This window comes from Acetobacter musti, assembly GCF_011516835.1.
Taxonomy (GTDB): Bacteria; Pseudomonadota; Alphaproteobacteria; order Acetobacterales; family Acetobacteraceae; genus Acetobacter; species Acetobacter musti.
The window spans coordinates 23,799-39,388 of record NZ_WOTB01000008.1 but is presented as its reverse complement, the minus strand read 5'-3'; the positions used below and the strand labels follow the sequence as shown (position 1 = coordinate 39,388).

The 15,590-nt window shown below is 59.9% G+C and carries 13 protein-coding genes; 4 read left to right on the top strand and 9 right to left on the bottom strand.

The window, feature by feature from the left end; translation table 11 throughout:
• Positions 1–32: 32 nt before the first annotated feature.
• The 4 genes from GOB93_RS07795 to GOB93_RS07780 form a co-directional block, all read right to left on the bottom strand.
• On the bottom strand, positions 33–1,337 hold the full coding sequence (locus GOB93_RS07795; protein ID WP_242010619.1) for a hypothetical protein: 1,305 nt from the start codon (positions 1,335–1,337) through the stop codon (positions 33–35).
• Positions 1,338–1,354: 17 nt separating this feature from the next.
• Positions 1,355–2,110: a TVP38/TMEM64 family protein gene (locus tag GOB93_RS07790; RefSeq protein WP_173582944.1), complete on the bottom strand. Its 756-nt coding sequence runs from the start codon at positions 2,108–2,110 to the stop codon at positions 1,355–1,357.
• Entirely contained in the window at positions 2,107–2,847 is a 741-nt protein-coding gene (locus GOB93_RS07785) for a glycosyltransferase family 2 protein (RefSeq protein WP_173582943.1), read from the bottom strand. Before GOB93_RS07785 ends, GOB93_RS07790 begins: the two co-directional genes overlap by 4 nt.
• Positions 2,848–3,144: 297 nt before the next feature.
• Positions 3,145–5,385, bottom strand: coding sequence for a primosomal protein N' (locus GOB93_RS07780; RefSeq protein ID WP_173583026.1), 2,241 nt, complete (start codon positions 5,383–5,385; stop codon positions 3,145–3,147).
• 210 nt (positions 5,386–5,595) lie between these two features.
• Between GOB93_RS07780 and GOB93_RS07775 the strand changes: the two genes are divergently transcribed.
• Genes GOB93_RS07775 through GOB93_RS07765 form a run of 3 tightly spaced genes read left to right on the top strand, consistent with a single transcriptional unit; the run spans position 5,596 to position 8,560 of the window.
• Complete coding sequence (locus GOB93_RS07775) at positions 5,596–6,564, top strand: tyrosine recombinase XerC (RefSeq protein WP_173582942.1); 969 nt, start codon at positions 5,596–5,598, stop codon at positions 6,562–6,564.
• Positions 6,561–7,529 carry a prolyl aminopeptidase gene (pip, locus tag GOB93_RS07770; RefSeq protein WP_173582941.1) on the top strand — a complete coding sequence of 323 codons (969 nt, stop codon included), beginning with the start codon at positions 6,561–6,563 and terminating at the stop codon, positions 7,527–7,529. The genes GOB93_RS07775 and pip overlap by 4 nt, the downstream gene beginning before the upstream one ends.
• A gap of 17 nt (positions 7,530–7,546) precedes the next feature.
• The gene (locus GOB93_RS07765) at positions 7,547–8,560 is read left to right on the top strand and encodes a retropepsin-like aspartic protease (protein WP_242010617.1); all 1,014 of its coding nucleotides are present in this window, start codon (positions 7,547–7,549) and stop codon (positions 8,558–8,560) included.
• 340 nt (positions 8,561–8,900) lie between these two features.
• Here the strand turns inward: GOB93_RS07765 and GOB93_RS07760 are convergent, their stop codons facing one another.
• The 5 genes from GOB93_RS07760 to GOB93_RS07740 form a co-directional block, all read right to left on the bottom strand.
• Complete coding sequence (locus GOB93_RS07760) at positions 8,901–9,515, bottom strand: hypothetical protein (protein ID WP_173582940.1); 615 nt, start codon at positions 9,513–9,515, stop codon at positions 8,901–8,903.
• Complete coding sequence (locus GOB93_RS07755) at positions 9,515–10,240, bottom strand: HipA family kinase (RefSeq protein WP_173582939.1); 726 nt, start codon at positions 10,238–10,240, stop codon at positions 9,515–9,517. Before GOB93_RS07755 ends, GOB93_RS07760 begins: the two co-directional genes overlap by 1 nt.
• Before the next feature lie 352 nt (positions 10,241–10,592).
• Complete coding sequence (locus GOB93_RS07750; protein WP_338422325.1) at positions 10,593–11,783, bottom strand: HupE/UreJ family protein; 1,191 nt, start codon at positions 11,781–11,783, stop codon at positions 10,593–10,595.
• Positions 11,780–13,720 (bottom strand): adenine deaminase, encoded by a 1,941-nt coding sequence (locus tag GOB93_RS07745; protein ID WP_242010616.1) that lies wholly within the window; start codon positions 13,718–13,720, stop codon positions 11,780–11,782. Before GOB93_RS07745 ends, GOB93_RS07750 begins: the two co-directional genes overlap by 4 nt.
• A 225-nt stretch (positions 13,721–13,945) precedes the next feature.
• Positions 13,946–14,638: an aspartate/glutamate racemase family protein gene (locus GOB93_RS07740; protein WP_173582937.1), complete on the bottom strand. Its 693-nt coding sequence runs from the start codon at positions 14,636–14,638 to the stop codon at positions 13,946–13,948.
• Between the two features lie 69 nt (positions 14,639–14,707).
• Here GOB93_RS07740 and GOB93_RS07735 point away from each other — a divergent pair, with 69 nt between their 5' ends.
• Positions 14,708–15,496, top strand: a complete 789-nt coding sequence (locus GOB93_RS07735; protein ID WP_173582936.1) for a helix-turn-helix domain-containing protein — start codon at positions 14,708–14,710, stop codon at positions 15,494–15,496.
• Positions 15,497–15,590: the final 94 nt, after the last annotated feature.

Below are 15,590 nucleotides of genomic sequence, written 5' to 3'. Positions count from 1 at the left end.
TAGATATACCATCGGATAATGGCAAGCCGCCATCACGGCGGAGACAGCTTCATCGTCCAGCCCTGCCGCCAGACGCGGATCTCGTGGGCGTGATTCCGGTTCCACTCCGATACTTCAGCGCGCCAGTCCGGACCGGTCACAATCTCAGCCCGCGATTTCAGAAAATGTCGTGAGCCGCACACCAGAAGCAGAGCCAGAATAAAAGTACCGAAACGCCGCCGGGGCTGCCTGGCCGTCGCCACCAGAACAAGAATGGCAAGCGCGAAGAGCGACTGCGCAACAAAACAGTAGCGTTCCCCGGCCCCGAGACTGATCACCGTAGCCGCCCCGCCCAGAGCGCCATACATGGCGACCAGCGCATGCACACCACCTCCGAGGAAGAACCATCCGGCCGGCCGCGCACGCGGATTCCGGTAAATGCTGAGCGAAACCGGAACAAGGATCGCGGTGAACAGAAGCAGAATCAGAACATCGTAAACCACCACGACATGACGGTGTGAGGAAATGTCCTGCAGATAAAGAGACAGATCATGCACCTGCGGACCGAAACTGAAAAACGGCCAGAGCACATAGCGGGTGAACAGCGCGAAAACGTAATCCTGAAAAAAGAACCCGAACGTTCTTTCAGAAAAAGGCTGGAAGAAGAATACAACCTGAATAACGCTGCAAATGGAAATCGTCAGACATTCTGCCAGACGGGCTCTGCTGCGATCGAAAAGCAGACGCAGACCGAAAAGCGGCGCCATGATCACCCCGCCCGGACCGCTCAGCGGCGCCAGTCCCAGCAGAATACAGCGGAAAATTTCCTGACCGGATCGCCCGGTCCGCAACCCGAGAATAATGCCGCAGCACAGCGCCAGATGGTACTGGCTGTGCAGCGTATGCAGCGAGACCTCCGCTGATTCCGGCGCAACGAGCAACAGCGCCACGCCTATCGCTCTGACCCATAAAGGCCGGAGCCAGTCATCTTTCGCACTGACCAGAAGCACCGGAGCGCAGATCTGAAAGGCAAGCCCGATCAGCATCGTCAGCCACGGAGCGAAGGTCAGCGGCAGACACCGCTCCGCCAGCAGCGTGCCCGCATTCGTAACAAGATTCAGATAGCCGCCATAGGAATAGAACAGCGCGTCGGACCAGGAGGATTCCCAGGCCTTGCGAAAGAAGATGGTGCCTTCCTCGGCGACCAGACGTCCGTTCGGCCAGGCTGCATGAAATCTCAGGCAAAGAAGAAGCGAGAACAGAAAAACCAGAAGGAAGCCCTGGAACCGGCGATTGCCCGACAGTGGAACAGAAGGAAGCGAAGCAGAATGACCGGTCCCGGCGTTTCCGGAAGGCATATCGCGTTCTCCTTCCGTCAGGGACGGTCCGTTTCACTGCGGAGCACCCTGGAGATGACCCGGTTCAGATGCCACACAAGCGCGAACGTCCCGGCCGCCCCCGCAATCATAAGCCCCGCATGCAGCCATGAAACACTGTCGCCATCAAGAGCCGTAATGCCCTTCGACGCCAGTGCCCCCATGGCGACATAACCAAGCAGAGCGGGCAGGGAAGCGAGCGTGCCGGTCATATAGGCGCCCGCGGACAGCGAACTCATGCCAAGAGCAAAGCTGGTGAGAGAGAAAGGCATGATCGGAGACAGACGGAACAGACAGGCAATCTTCCAGCCTTCCGCCGACAGAACACGGTCCAGCCGGTCCAGCCGCGCACTCCTCTGCAGCAGCCGGGCAATGAACCCCCGCAGAAAGGTTCTGGACAGAACAAACGCGATCAGAGCACCGATCAGTGTCGCCGGGGCCGCCAGCAGAAACCCGTCAGTCACGCCATAAGCGGCGCCGATACCCATCGCCGTGGCCGAGGCGGGAAGAATCCCGCACAGCGCCACGACAATCTGGATCAGTTCGCACAGCATCCAGCCCCGCCAGCCACCTTCCTGACGGGCATCCGGGATATAATTCTGCACGAGCAGCGCCAGAGCGGAATGTCTGAAAACAAAGGACACCGCCCCCAGCACAACCGCGACCACCCCAAGAACAATAATGGCGCGCAGGGCAGAATTCCGGCTCCCGGAAGCCACAGCGTAATTTTTACTTTGTCCCGAAAAAATGGTCATTTTTTAAAAATACGACTGCGAAGGAGTCCCATGCGGTTCAGCCGGAACTGAGCCGAGGTCTGCAGCACGCCCAGCCCGTATTTAACGCTGCGCCGGAAGTTGATGGACGATGCTTCGTCAAAATAACGCGTCGGACAGGAGATTTCACCAATCCTGAATCCTGCATTGATGGCCTGCGCCAGCATCTGGTTATCGAAAACAAAATCATCGGAACAGGTGTCGAGAGGCAGAGCCTCCAGAACCTCCCTGCGCCATCCGCGATAGCCGGTGTGATACTCCGACAGCTTGGCGCTCATGAGGATATTCTGCGTGAGCGTCAGAACACGGTTGGCGACATATTTATACAGCGGCATCCCGCCTTCCAGGGCTCCCTTGCCCAGGATGCGTGACGCAATCACCACGTCGTAATGCCCCGAGGTCAGCATGGCCGCCATCGCCCGGATCAGCCTCGGCGAGTACTGATAGTCCGGATGAAGCATGATTACGATATCCGCCCCACGGGCCAGAGCGCTTTCGTAACACGTCTTCTGATTGCCGCCGTAGCCACGGTTCCGGTCATGCTCGATCGTATGAACGCCAAGCGAGCGGGCAAGCGCCACCGTCTCGTCACTGCTGGCATCGTCGGTGAGAATGATGTCATCGACAATATCCTGCGGGATCTCGTCAAAGGTCTGCTTCAGCGTCTTCGCCGCATTGTAAGCGGGCAGAACCACTGCAATGCGCTTGCCGTCCATCATGGAATCTTACGCTTTCCGGCTGCGGTCATAATATATCACGCTGTCACTGTAAGGCATCGCCCGCACAATTTCTCCGATAAAAAAGAAGCTGATTTTACAGGTGTTTTATAAACTATGGCGATGGCGGAATTAAGACGGCTTCAGCCATAATGTATCAGAAAGTGTATAGTCTGTAGTAAGGTTTCATTACTGACAATATTGTGTATGCAGGCTATACGCAGTACGAAGAAACGATCCTCCCCGTCCGCGCCCGATACGCAAACGCAACCGGCCGCAATACGCCGCCCGACACCCCCCTCACAAAAACGAAACCGGGTCCACATCCACATCCACCCGCACAGCACTCGTCAGTGGCACCTCCGCCAGCCAGCGCCGCAGAATCGGCTGCACCGCAATCGTCCGCTGCGTCCGCAATAACAACCGCTGCCGATGCCGTCCCCGCAACACCGCCAGCGGGGCAGGGACAGGGCCCATCACCTCAATCCCGTCGCCATAAGGCGCCGCCCGCCCCAGCGCCCGCGCCGCGTTCTGCGCCGCATCCGCATTCTCCGAACTGATGATCAGCGCCGCCAGCCGCCCGAACGGCGGCCAGAACCCCGGCCGCCGCTGCTCCGCTTCCTCCGCCATGAACGCCGCGAAATCCCCGGAAATCAGCGCCTGCATCACCGGATGATCCGGCGCGAAACTCTGCAGCAGCACCTCGCCCGGCGCCTCCGCACGCCCCGCGCGACCACCCACCTGATGCAGCAGCTGCATCGTCCGTTCCCCGGCCCGCAGATCCGCGCCGCCAAGCCCCAGATCGGCATCCACAACCCCTACCAGAGTCAGATGCGGAAAATGCCAGCCCTTGGCCACAATCTGCGTCCCGATGATCAGATCCACCTCGCGACGGGAAATCTTCCCCACCGCTTCCGCAGTCGCCGCCGGCCCGCTGATCGTGTCGCTGGCCATCACCAGAACCCGCGCCTCCGGAAATTCCGACGCCGCTTCTTCCGTAATCCGCTCGATCCCCGGCCCGATCGCCGTCAGACTGTGCTCCGCCTCGCAGGACGGACATTTCTCCGGAACCGGCGTCACATACTCACAATAATGACAGCACAGAACACGCCGTTTCCGATGCTCCACCAGCCAGGACGTGCAGTTCGGACACTCCATCCGATGCCCGCATTTCCGGCACAGCGTCAGCGGCGCATACCCCCGGCGATTGAGGAACAGCATCGCCTGCTCCCCCCGCGCCAGCGTGCCGCGCACCGCCTCCACCAGCACCGGCGACAGAAACAGCCCCTTCGGCGGCGGCGCCTCCCGCATGTCGATCAGCCGCGTTTCCGGCATCGCCGCTCCGCCATGCCGCGACGGCAGCACCAGATGCCGGTACCGCCCCGTCTCCACATTGTTCAGCGTCTCCAGGCTCGGCGTCGCCGACACCAGCACCGCAGGCGCCCCCGCCAGCCGCGCCCGCACGATCGCCATGTCGCGGGCGTTATACATCACGCCCTCTTCCTGCTTGAAAATCGCCTCGTGCTCTTCATCGACGATCACAAGACCCAGATCACGAAACGGCAGAAACAGCGCCGACCGCGCGCCCACCACAACCCGCGCCGACCCGTCCGCGCAGGCATTCCACGTCAGCCGCCGCGCCCGCTGCCCGATCTCAGAATGCCACACCGCCGGACGCGCCCCGAACCGCTTGGTGAACCGCTCCATCCACTGCGCCGACAGCGCAATCTCCGGCAGCAGAACCAGCGCCTGCCGCCCGGCCGCAATGCACTCCGCCACCGCTTCCAGATAAATCTCGGTCTTGCCTGACCCGGTCACACCCTCCAGCAACGTTACGGAAAACGCCCGTTCCGCTACACGCGCCCGCAGCTCCCGCGCCGCGAAATCCTGCTCTCCCTCCAGCACCGGCAGCCGATGCCCCGCATCCGGTGCCGCGAACGGCGAGGGCGCCGCCATCAGCACCGACCGCAGCACACCCGCATCCGCCAGCCCCCGGATCACCGCCGCACTGGCCCCCGACTTCTCCGACAGCTCCCCCGTCGCCATCGGTGCCGATCCCGCGTCCAGCGCCGCCAGCACCGCCCTGCGCGCCGGCGTCATCCGCAACGAGGCCGGTGGCTCCTCACCGCGCACCCAGCCCGCCGCCGGCGCTCCCTGCGTTCCCCGCATATGCGAGCGCAACGCCATTGCCAGCACCATCCCCGGCGGCGCCAGCGTATAAGCGGCCACCCAGTCGATGAACTGACGCAGCGCCCCCGGCACCGGCGGCAGATCCAGCTTCTCCTTCACCGCCCGCAACCGGGTCGACGCAATCTCAGGCGGGGCAGGGGGCATCAGTTCGGGCGGCAGCACCGTCTGCTCCCAGACCACCCCCGTCTCCCGCCGCGCCCCGAGCGGCACCACAACCACATCACCGGGCTTCAGCGAGTCGGACAGACCTGCCGGAACCACATAGTCCAGCGGATAAGGGAAGGGGAGCGGCAGCAACACGGCCACCCGCTTCCGTGTCGGTAAAGGTTCCAGTAGGCTGCTCTGCACCATGCCCCTTAGTAACGTCATCGCCCCGCTCTGTCTCGCCCCCACAGTCGCAGGCCATTCCGGCGAACCAGCCCAGGCTCTCCCCGGACCCGGCCAGGCCCACAGACCTTCGCAAACCATTTCATCAGACAGATCAGGGTGCAGGGAGCCACGCTCCCTGCCGGGTTCAGGGCAGCGCCCTGAAAAAGCGCCCTCTCAAAAAGGTCATTCCGCATGACCGCCCACGAAGCCCTCGAAAAATTCCTCACCTGGCTCACGGCGGAACGCGGCGCGTCCCCCCGCACCATCGAAGCCTACCGCAGCGACCTCGCCCTCTTTCTCGGCTTCCTCACAAACCACCACGCCGATGAACCGACGCTCACGACTCTCGGCGCCGTCAGCCTCTCCGACCTTCGCGCCTGGCTCGCCCACGAACAGACCCGTGCCCTGACCCCGCAGCACGGCAAAATTCCCACCACCCGCGACAAAGCCGCCCGCACCCGCGCCCGCCGCGTGTCCGCCCTCCGCTCCTTCTATCGCTTCCTCGCCCGCCACCTCGGCACCGAAAACCCGGCTCCCTCACTCCTCACCAGACCCCGCGCCAAAGTCCCGCTCCCGCGTCCGCTGCCAAAACCGGAAGCCGCCGAAGCCGGCGAGGAAATCGCCGCTCTCGAACGCGACAGCATGGCTCAGGAACGCGACAAAGCCCTGTTCCTGCTCCTCTACGGCGGTGGCCTCCGCATTTCGGAAGCCCTGAACCTCAACATAAGCGATCTCGACGCCGCCCTCGCCGCCGGCTTTCTGCGCGTGACCGGCAAGGGCGGCAAAGAGCGCCTCGTCCCCCTCGTGTCGCGCGTCTCCGACGCCCTCAGACACTGGCGCCGCCTCCACCCGTCGCCCGCACCCGACGAACCGCTTTTCCCCGGCGTGCGCGGCGGCCGCCTCAACCCCGGCGTCGCCCAGCGCGCCATGCGCGAATGGCGCCGCAGCGAAGGTCTGCCAGAGCACGCCACCCCGCACGCATTGCGCCATTCCTTTGCCACCCACATGATGGAAGGCGGCGCCGATCTCCGCGCCATCCAGGAGCTGCTCGGCCACGCCAGCCTGTCCACCACCCAGCGTTACACCCTCGCAGACGAAGCCCGGCTGATGGAGGTCTGGCAAAAAGCCCACCCCCGCGCCATTACAGGAAGCAAAGCATGACCGGACAGCCCGCCCTCCGTGACCTCTACCCCGAGATCGAACCCTACGCTCACGGCCATCTCGACACCGGCGAAGGACACCTCATCTACTGGGAACGCTGCGGCACTCCCGGCGGCCTTCCCGCCGTCGTCCTGCATGGCGGCCCCGGCGGCGGCTGCACCCCCGGCCAGCGCCGCATGTTCGATCCCGCCCGTTACGACATCCTGCTCTTCGATCAGCGCGGCTGCGGCCGCTCGCTTCCCCACGCCTCGCTGGACAACAACACCACCTGGCACCTCGTCGCCGACATCGAGCGCCTGCGCGAAATGACCGGCGTCGAAAAATGGGTCGTCTTCGGCGGCTCCTGGGGCTCAACCCTCGCCCTGGCCTACGCCGAAACCCACCCGGAGCGCGTCAGCGCCCTCGTCCTGCGCGGCATCTTCACCCTGCGCCGCAAGGAACTGCTCTGGTACTATCAGGGCGGCGGCGCCTGGCTCTTCCCCGACAAATGGGAACGCTTCCTCGCCCCGATCCCCGAGACCGAGCGCAGCGATCTCATGACCGCCTACCGCAAACGTCTCACCAGCGACAACGAGGCCGAACGCAGCGAAGCCGCCCTCGCCTGGTCGCTCTGGGAAGGTGAAACCCTCACCCTGCTGCCATCCCCCGCCATCGAGAGTCAGCACGCCGACCCAACTTTCGCACTCGCCTTCGCCCGCATCGAAAATCATTACTTCGTCCACGCCGGCTGGCTCGCCGAAGGCCAGCTCATCCGCGACGTCGACCGCCTCCGTGACATCCCCGCCATCATCGTCCAGGGCCGCTACGATATCGCCACCCCCGCCCGCACCGCCTGGGATCTCCACCGCGCCTGGCCGGAAGCCGAATTCCGCCTGATCGAAGACGCCGGCCATGCCATGTCCGAACCCGGCATTCGTTCCGCCCTCATCGAAGCCACCGACCGCTTCGCCGACCGGCCCGGCTGAGGAGACGCGCTTTTTTTATGGGCCGCACCATGTTCTTCCCCCGCGACGCGACCGGTCCAGGCCGCCCCGGCCTCCTGATCGCGCTCGCCACTCTCTGCGCCGCAGCACTGACCACACCGCTCCCCCCGGCGGTTGCGGCCACCTGCTCCCCGCAGAAACAGACCGAACTCCCTCTCCGTAACGATCTCGGCTTCCTCTCCGCCCCCGTCGCGGTCAGCGGCAAAACCGTCAGCCTCATCATCGACACCGGCTCGGAAGGCAGCCTCATCTCCCCCTGGTTCGCTCAGTCCGTGAACCTGCCGCCCGATCCTCACGCCCGCACCCATGTCAGCGGCACCGGCGGCTCCGCCGGCGTCGTCCCCAACGTCATCGCCCCCAGTCTCCGCCTCGGCGATACCGAATTCGGCCCCGTCTCCCTCCCGCTCGGCGTCCTGCCGGGCCGGCCCAATATCCATCCCCCCGTCGAAGGTCTGCTCGGCGGCGACATCCTCGGCCGCGACATCCTGGAAATCGACGCCCCGGGCGGCCGCATGGCCTTCTGGTCCACCCCACCCGGCTGCCCCGAAGTCCCGCCACCACAGGAAACAGAAGGGGAGGGCGGAAAGCCCCTCCACGTGCAACCTCTTCACTGGCAGGAACTGAAAGCCGAATTCCGCGACCAGCGCGCCCTGCTCCATGTCAGCCTCGACGGCCACGACATCACCGCCCTGCTCGACAGCGGCGCCCGCTCCCGCATCGTCTCCCGCACCGCCGCCGAAGCCGCCGGCGTCACCGAAGACGCGCTCGCCATCGACCCCGGCGGCACCACCTCCGGCGTCGACGGCCGCATCTCAGTCTATCGCTGGCACCGCTTCCACAGCCTCACCGTCGGCACCGAAACCGAACACAACCCCGTCCTCACCGTTTCTCCCATCTCGGAAAACGTGGACATGCTCCTCGGCTCCGACTGGTTCTCCACTCACCGCGTCTGGATCTCCTACCGCCAGGGGAAAGTCTTCGCCGCTACCGTCGCGCCACGAAAAGGGCCGTGAGATTCTGTCAGGAATAAGGCGATGGAGTTAATAAAAATTATATTCTGAGTAGATTTTGCGGTTTTTCTTCTAAATATTAGCAGTCAGTCTGTCATGACCCGTATAATTGAACTAATAAAACACCAATTATGTTTATCTATTTAAAAATTTTTAATATGAATAGTTTTATTAAAAATAATTTTCCAACACTTAATTTTGTTCATGATGATTGTTGGTATGTTTGAATTAGAATATACAACGTCTACATATTGTATTTAGATAATGTCAAAATATCTACTTGGTAGATAAAATTAAGCATGTATCTTTTCCATTCAATGAGAAAGACACATGCTTTTATAATTTAATGACAATGTACTCTATTTAGCATATTCTCTGTCATCCAAGCCTTTGGTGTATTATCATTTTTTAGATCTAACTCAAATTCTGGGGGAGTGTATGTATGAAAAAAATCAATAGGTATTGATGTAGAGTTTGTAGGGATAGTTTTCATTTCTTGTTGATAAATATAATGTTTTTGTGTATTTTTTATATGTTTTCCTTTTAAATTATGTTTTCCTTTTTTCATAGGCTCTGTGAGATTTTTTTCCAATATTGAAGATAATTCAGCGATAGCGTCATTGGGTATTAAAACAGATACACTTGGCGTCATAAAAACAGACCATGCCAATTCGGAAGCTAGATTCTGAAAGAAATCCCCTTCTTTTTTCTTCACAACTTGATCAATAACTGTCTGCAAATACTCAGACGGATTTTTTAATAATATTTGTGCCATATATCCAAGCTTGACGCGCTGATCATCAGCAAGGCGTTCCTTAGACAACAAAATAATATAATCGGCACTCTCGGTTTCCGAAGAAAATTTCACAAGAAGACCTAGTGGAATTTGTTCGCTATCAGCATTCCCCAATTCCGTTCTATAAGTAATTCTAGCAAAGGCTGCTTTGTTTTTAATCATTACACAACCTCCGCGTAGCATGATCCAATAATAGATCGCAAATTTTGTTTGCGATACATTAATCCATCGAGAATAAGCTGTCTGTCTTCTAACGTCAAAAAGTCCCCCGGGATGCGACTCACAATCTGATCGATTTTCGCATCATCCAATGTTTCTATGGCTTGGATAGTGGACTCCAAAACTTTCAAATCTGGAGTGGTGGCTGGATCATAGCAAGGAGCAACATAATTCTCTTTATAATTAGCCAGCTTCCAGCTGAAGGCCAGTGACCATGAGTAATCAATGAAAGCAAAGTTACATGTCTTCTCGTTCAAAATGCTTACCAAAAGATTTCCACCATGGTCGTAGTGATCATGGCAGTGCAACCAAGTGTCAAATGGCAATATGGCAGACATCGCACCTTGAGAACATGAACGGGCTATTCCATTTAAAACAGGATTAGCGCAAATTTGCTTCCAAGTAAGCACCTCACTGAATGGTGGGAGGGATACAGCATGCTGTCCCATTTCGGTCTTTGGGTATGATTCACGACTAAATAACGTCACTGGTGGCACAGGCAAATCAAGCTCATAAGCTAGATCCGATGCAATCTTCTCCGTAGCTGCAATTGGGGAATTCACGTGCAATCGTTCAAGTTTTCTTGGTTTTGCATAACCACTCAATGGTGGGTCCTTTACCCAGAAACCTCCCTCAACTCCTTCTTCAAGTTTATGAACAGGATCCATTTGCCATACGCAAGCTGCGCTCGCACTACTAGCCCATATAGGGGCAGTAGAATTTGCTAACTCGGAAAAATGTCTAAATTTTGGGCGGCTGCTCACATAAGTAGAAATTACAGGCGCTTTAATCGACGGAACGGTTAGCGGAATAGGGGAGTCCGCTGGAGGCTCAGGCGTCAAATGCATATACTGAGAACCCTTTTTTCTACCAATGTGTCAACACACGTTTCTGTTAGCCTTACTATGCAAAAAGCATTTTCGCTATGTATTATGTCTGTATTTGATGCATACCTTAAAAGCACATATTATCGGGCTTTACCTTTATAGCTTCCCAACCCGCTTTCTATTAAGCCCCCCATCACCCCGCATAAAAAACAACCCGCTGCACCGCCCAGAAAAGCCCCGTCGCCGCAATCACCCCCGAAGCCGGCACCGCAATCCACCGCCGGAACCACGGCCGGTTTCGCCACCAGCCAAACACCAGCGCCGCCACTGCAATAATAAAAAGCTGCCCCAGATCGACACCAAGATTGAACCCCAGCAGCGCCACCACGAAATCCCGGCGCGGAAACGGAATCTCGCTCAGACTCCCGGCAAACCCAAACCCGTGAATCAGACCGAACAGAAACACCACCACCAGCCGCGTCACACCAAGACGCGGACTGACAATATTCTCCACCGCAATGAAACTGATCGACAGCGCAATCATCGGTTCCACAATCCACGGCGGCAGACGCAGAATCCCCCAGGCGGAGAGAAACAGCGTCGTCGCATGAGCGATCGTAAAAACCGTCGTCTGTGACAGCAGATTGCGCCAGGAAATTCCAAGAAAGAAAAGCCCGAGCACAAAGAGGATATGGTCCGTCCCTTCCGGCACGATGTGACGGAAACCCAGATGCAGATAAAGCGGAAACTGCTGTTTCCAGCTCAGTGTATCAGGATCGAAAGCAGCAGGCGGAGCCGTCATCACCGGGGCCGAGGCCGGCAGCAGCCCCGCATAGTCGAACGGATCGCCCTCATGCTGACCCGCCTCCATCCAGCGCGTCCGTGTCAGATGCCGCGCCGGTACACGCACAGTATAGGCCAGCGGATAATCGATCGGCGCCCCGATCGGAACAGACAGACGCAGCGTACCCGCCTTCTCCGGCAGAGAGGCCGTAAACACGAAACGCGATGTGCGCGTCATCATCGCATCGAGAAATTCCGCCTTCGTCCCCGCCGCCGGCACGAACGAAACAAAGCGCGGCTCCAGCCGCAGTGTCCCGACGAAGAAGGGCAGGGCATCCGCCACACCCCGCGTCGCCTGATGCAGCAACGCCTCCTGCGCAGGCCCTTTCCCCGTGGCAAGGGCATAATACCCTTCCGGCCCGCCCATCATCACCGTCAGATCGAGGTCCACCGTAATCGTAACCGCCCGCGGCTGATCGAACGAGACCAGCACCCGCGTCACGGTCAGCGGATCGGCGCGCAGCACCGGCACGCCACACACCAGAGCCGCCAGAAAAAGAAAAACCGGGACCAGCAGGCCCCGGCGAAAAAAACTTCTCACCAAACCGTGGGCATCGTCTGCCCGGTCTGGAGCAGAACCAGCCCGCCCGGATTACCCGGATAAGGCACCACAAGCCGCCAGGTGAACGGACTGCACGTAATCATCGCAAAGATGACACGACGCGGAAAACCGGGCTCCCCGATCCACTCCATCGAATCCGCCGCCGAATAGAGATGCTCCATGTCAGCAGCAGCCGGCTTAACCGGCCGGCTCGTCATCAGGCCGCCGATCTCAAGCTGCATCTCCGCCGTGATCTTTCCATGATCCACCAGCACGATGCCGCCACGAAGCTGCTCGATCCTGTTCACCGCCGTCGCCATAGCCGCATCGCTCGTGCCGATCACCGTGATGTTGTGAAGATCATGGGAAACGGAGGTGGCAATCGCGGAGTCCGGCGAGCGCGGTCCGAGCCCGGTCCAGAACATCTTGCCCAGACGCGCTTTGCCCCAGTACCGGTCCACCGTCGCAACCTTGACGATGTCATGCCCGATATCCCGCTGAACAACCCCGTTCACAACAGGCAGCACCGCCGTCTTCTGCTCCGGGTCCGTATAGAACGGCGCCTGAATCGCCGCCGTCACCTGCGTCGTCCGCCCCGCCGGCGCCCGGATCACAAAATCATCCGCCGTCAGCGCCCGCCCGACATGAATCGTATCAGACGCCCAGGCCGGCCACCGGATCTTTGGCACGTCGAGCAGATACTGCCCGTCTTTCGCCGCCAGCCGGCCACTGGCGAAAACCTCGCGGATAGCAACATCCCGGACCGAGGACAGCAGAACTACATCGGCATACCGCCCCGGCGCGATCGACCCGACAATCTGGTCCATATGACCATGCCTGGCCGGATAAAGACTGGCCATCGCAAACGCCGCCTCAGGCGGAACCCCAAGCTGAATCGCAAGACGCACATGGTGATCCATCGTGCCCTGCTTCAGCGTATCCGCGACGTTCCGGTCATCCGTCACAAAGGAGATGCTGCTCCAGTTCGCCAGCCCCTTTTTCAGGAAAAGCGGCACCGCCCGCTCAATGTTGTCATCCCGGAGCTGGAGAAAAATCCCCCGCTGCAGCTTGTCCCACGCCTCCTCCGGCATCTTCGTCTCATGGTCGCTCGAAAGACCGGCGGCCGCAAAAGCATCGATCCGGTCAAGATCCGAAAGCCCCGCCCCATGCCCGTCCACCACGCCCCGCGTGTCCACCGTGGCCTGAATATTTTCCCAGATCCGCTGATACCCGGGATGGGACGGCGTCGAGACCGCCGGCCAGTCCATCACTTCGTCCAGACCCTGAACGCGCGGATTGTTCCGGATGTTCTCGGCAATCTCCCGATAGGCGTAATTCCCGCCCCCAAGCTCAAAGGCGGAAGGCGGCGTCGCCGATCCGAGAGCCGGGAAGATCTTCAGCGGACTGCCCATCTTCTCCGGCGTCAGCCAGAATTCGACATTATGCTCACCGCTCACATTGGCGAATTCATGCGACCCCTCGGTCGTCCACGTATTGCCAAGCGGAATGACCAGCGCCGCCTCCCACTCCGGGGACAGCATCGAGCTTTCGATATGCTTGTGGGACTCCCCGAACCCCGGCACAGCCCATCGCCCGGTCGCGTCATAAACCTGCGCCGCTTTCCCTTTCCACGCCCCGACAGGTCCCACCCACGCAATCCGGCCATCCCGGACCACAATGTCCTGCGCTTTTTCCCAGGTCAGGGTATAAACATTCAGAACCGTGGCATTGCGGATAATCAGATCGGCGGGCTCCCGCTCCAGCGCAACCTGCACAAGAGTCTGGCGTGTCCGGATCTCGGGACTGAACGTAATCGGATGAGGCAGCGTGCTCGCGGTCGGCACCGCCGCAACCGCGACCGGACTCTCCGCCTGCGCAAACATCATCACCGCAGCGACCAGACTGCAAATCCCCTGCCGGACGCGATGAAATGACATAACCGGACTGACTCCCTCATTCGCCCCGCCCGCGGAGCCTGCGCGCCGGATGTAACCATGCGGATTCCCTCATTGCAAACCCGCAACAGTCCGGACCTGTCATGAGCCGGGGCGGCTTGCACCTTCTCCCGCCTGGCGAGGCATCAGAGAAAACTGCCGGAAAACCGACCAGGAGACCGGAACGGAAAATAAACCGGTGACACCCGGAGAAAGTCCGCCGCCTTCTCAGTCCAGTATCCAGGAAACGCCCGCTCCGGCATGAATCGCCGTGGTGTCAAAAAGAGGCAGAGCGGTATCGTCCTGAGTGATGAGCATGGTGATCTCCGTACATCCCAGAATGACGCTGTCCGCACCCTCCGCCTGCATTTTCCTGATGACATCCCGATAATACCGCCGGCTTTCATCGCGTATGATACCTCGGCAAAGTTCTTCATAAATAATGCGATGAATACCGCGCCGCGCATCCTCGTCCGGAATCATGGCCACGATCCCGAACCGGCTGTGAAGCCGCTCCGCGTAGAATTCGCGCTCCATCGTGAAACGGGTTGCAAGAAGCAGAGGATTTTTACAGCCCGCGCGCTGCAACGCATCTCCGGTGGCGTCCGCGATGTGAATCACCGGAATGCCAGCCGCCTGTCCGATCGCCTCATGGAGGCAATGCATGGTGTTGCTGCAGATCATCAGCGCTCCGGCGCCCGGCTGCTTCAGATGCTGACCGGCCAGACTTAACTGCCGTGCCAGCGCCGGCCAGTCGCCGTCACGCTGGAGCTCCGCGATCGGCGCGAAATCCGGAGACCAGATCAGCAGGGAAGCCGCATGCAGACCGCCCATACGCGCCCGCACGCCTTCATTCAGCAACCGGTAATAAATTGCGGTGCTTTCCCAGCTCATCCCACCCAGAAGCCCCAGAACACGCATTTATCCCTCCATTTCCTGTCGGTCGCCGTTAATATCCGGACCATGGCGCGGGTCTTGAACGAAATGCACATGACGGAAACGGTCAGAAGACTGGAGACAGAGACCTGGACGGCCGAGCTGTGGCCAAAAGCCGCATACGATGTGCAGGCCACCTGCGATCAGGCCGTGATCGGCTTCGCGTTCGGGACGCAGAGCGGAATGGACGCGATCGGGACCGGGACAACACGTCCGTTCCTGCGGCGGCCCAACACGCTCTCCTGGGTGCCTGCAGGATGCCCGGTCTTTTCCTGCTCGGACGAAGGCGGAGAATACCTCGTCCTTCGCGGCATGCCGTCCGCCATGATCGGACATCAGGATGCCGGGCAGCGACCATTAAACGGGATCGCCGACCCGGACGCCGTGGCCGCCGCCTGCTCGCTGCGGCACATGCTGGTCTGCGGAAAGCAGGCGATCACGTCGGAACCGGACATTCTCGCCGCCGTCCTCCTCCATCATTTTTCCGACGAAAAAACCATCTCCCCATGGATCACCGCGTCACGTCTGATCGCGATCGACCGGTTCATCGACCGTCACATCAGCGAACGGCTGGAGATCACCCGGCTGGCGGAAGAACTCGGATTATCCGTCGGATTTCTGGTGCGGGCTTTCCGTCAGAGTCTCGGCGTGACCCCGCATCGTTACCTCATGGACCGCCGCCTCGCCCACGCCCGGATGCTCCTGCGCGCCAGACATCCCGTTGCGGAAGTCGCCGCCGAATGTGGATTCTCCGACCAGGCCCATCTGACCCGCCTGATGAAACGCTCCCTCGGCGTCACACCGGCATTTTACGCTCGCACGGCGGCCAGCACGAAAGCATGAGACGTCACGATGTGCCCGCAGGGCAGAACAGACATCCATGTTGTGTCTCATCTCCTTCCGGCCAGAGCGCCCGTCGTCACAGGCTGCATTCCCG

Excerpts from the sequence above, each read along its gene's own strand:
- GOB93_RS07740 (WP_173582937.1), bottom strand. The coding sequence starts at position 14,638 with ATGCGTGTTCTGGGGCTTCTGGGTGGGATGAGCTGGGAAAGCACCGCA.
- GOB93_RS07755 (WP_173582939.1), bottom strand. The coding sequence starts at position 10,240 with ATGGATCCTGTTCATAAACTTGAAGAAGGAGTTGAGGGAGGTTTCTGG.
- GOB93_RS07795 (WP_242010619.1), bottom strand. The coding sequence starts at position 1,337 with ATGCCTTCCGGAAACGCCGGGACCGGTCATTCTGCTTCGCTTCCTTCT.
- GOB93_RS07765 (WP_242010617.1), top strand. The coding sequence starts at position 7,547 with ATGGGCCGCACCATGTTCTTCCCCCGCGACGCGACCGGTCCAGGCCGC.
- GOB93_RS07745 (WP_242010616.1), bottom strand. The coding sequence starts at position 13,720 with ATGTCATTTCATCGCGTCCGGCAGGGGATTTGCAGTCTGGTCGCTGCG.
- pip (WP_173582941.1), top strand. The coding sequence starts at position 6,561 with ATGACCGGACAGCCCGCCCTCCGTGACCTCTACCCCGAGATCGAACCC.
- GOB93_RS07775 (WP_173582942.1), top strand. The coding sequence starts at position 5,596 with ATGACCGCCCACGAAGCCCTCGAAAAATTCCTCACCTGGCTCACGGCG.
- GOB93_RS07735 (WP_173582936.1), top strand. The coding sequence starts at position 14,708 with ATGACGGAAACGGTCAGAAGACTGGAGACAGAGACCTGGACGGCCGAG.
- GOB93_RS07785 (WP_173582943.1), bottom strand. The coding sequence starts at position 2,847 with ATGATGGACGGCAAGCGCATTGCAGTGGTTCTGCCCGCTTACAATGCG.
- GOB93_RS07760 (WP_173582940.1), bottom strand. The coding sequence starts at position 9,515 with ATGATTAAAAACAAAGCAGCCTTTGCTAGAATTACTTATAGAACGGAA.
- GOB93_RS07780 (WP_173583026.1), bottom strand. The coding sequence starts at position 5,385 with ATGGTGCAGAGCAGCCTACTGGAACCTTTACCGACACGGAAGCGGGTG.
- GOB93_RS07790 (WP_173582944.1), bottom strand. The coding sequence starts at position 2,110 with ATGACCATTTTTTCGGGACAAAGTAAAAATTACGCTGTGGCTTCCGGG.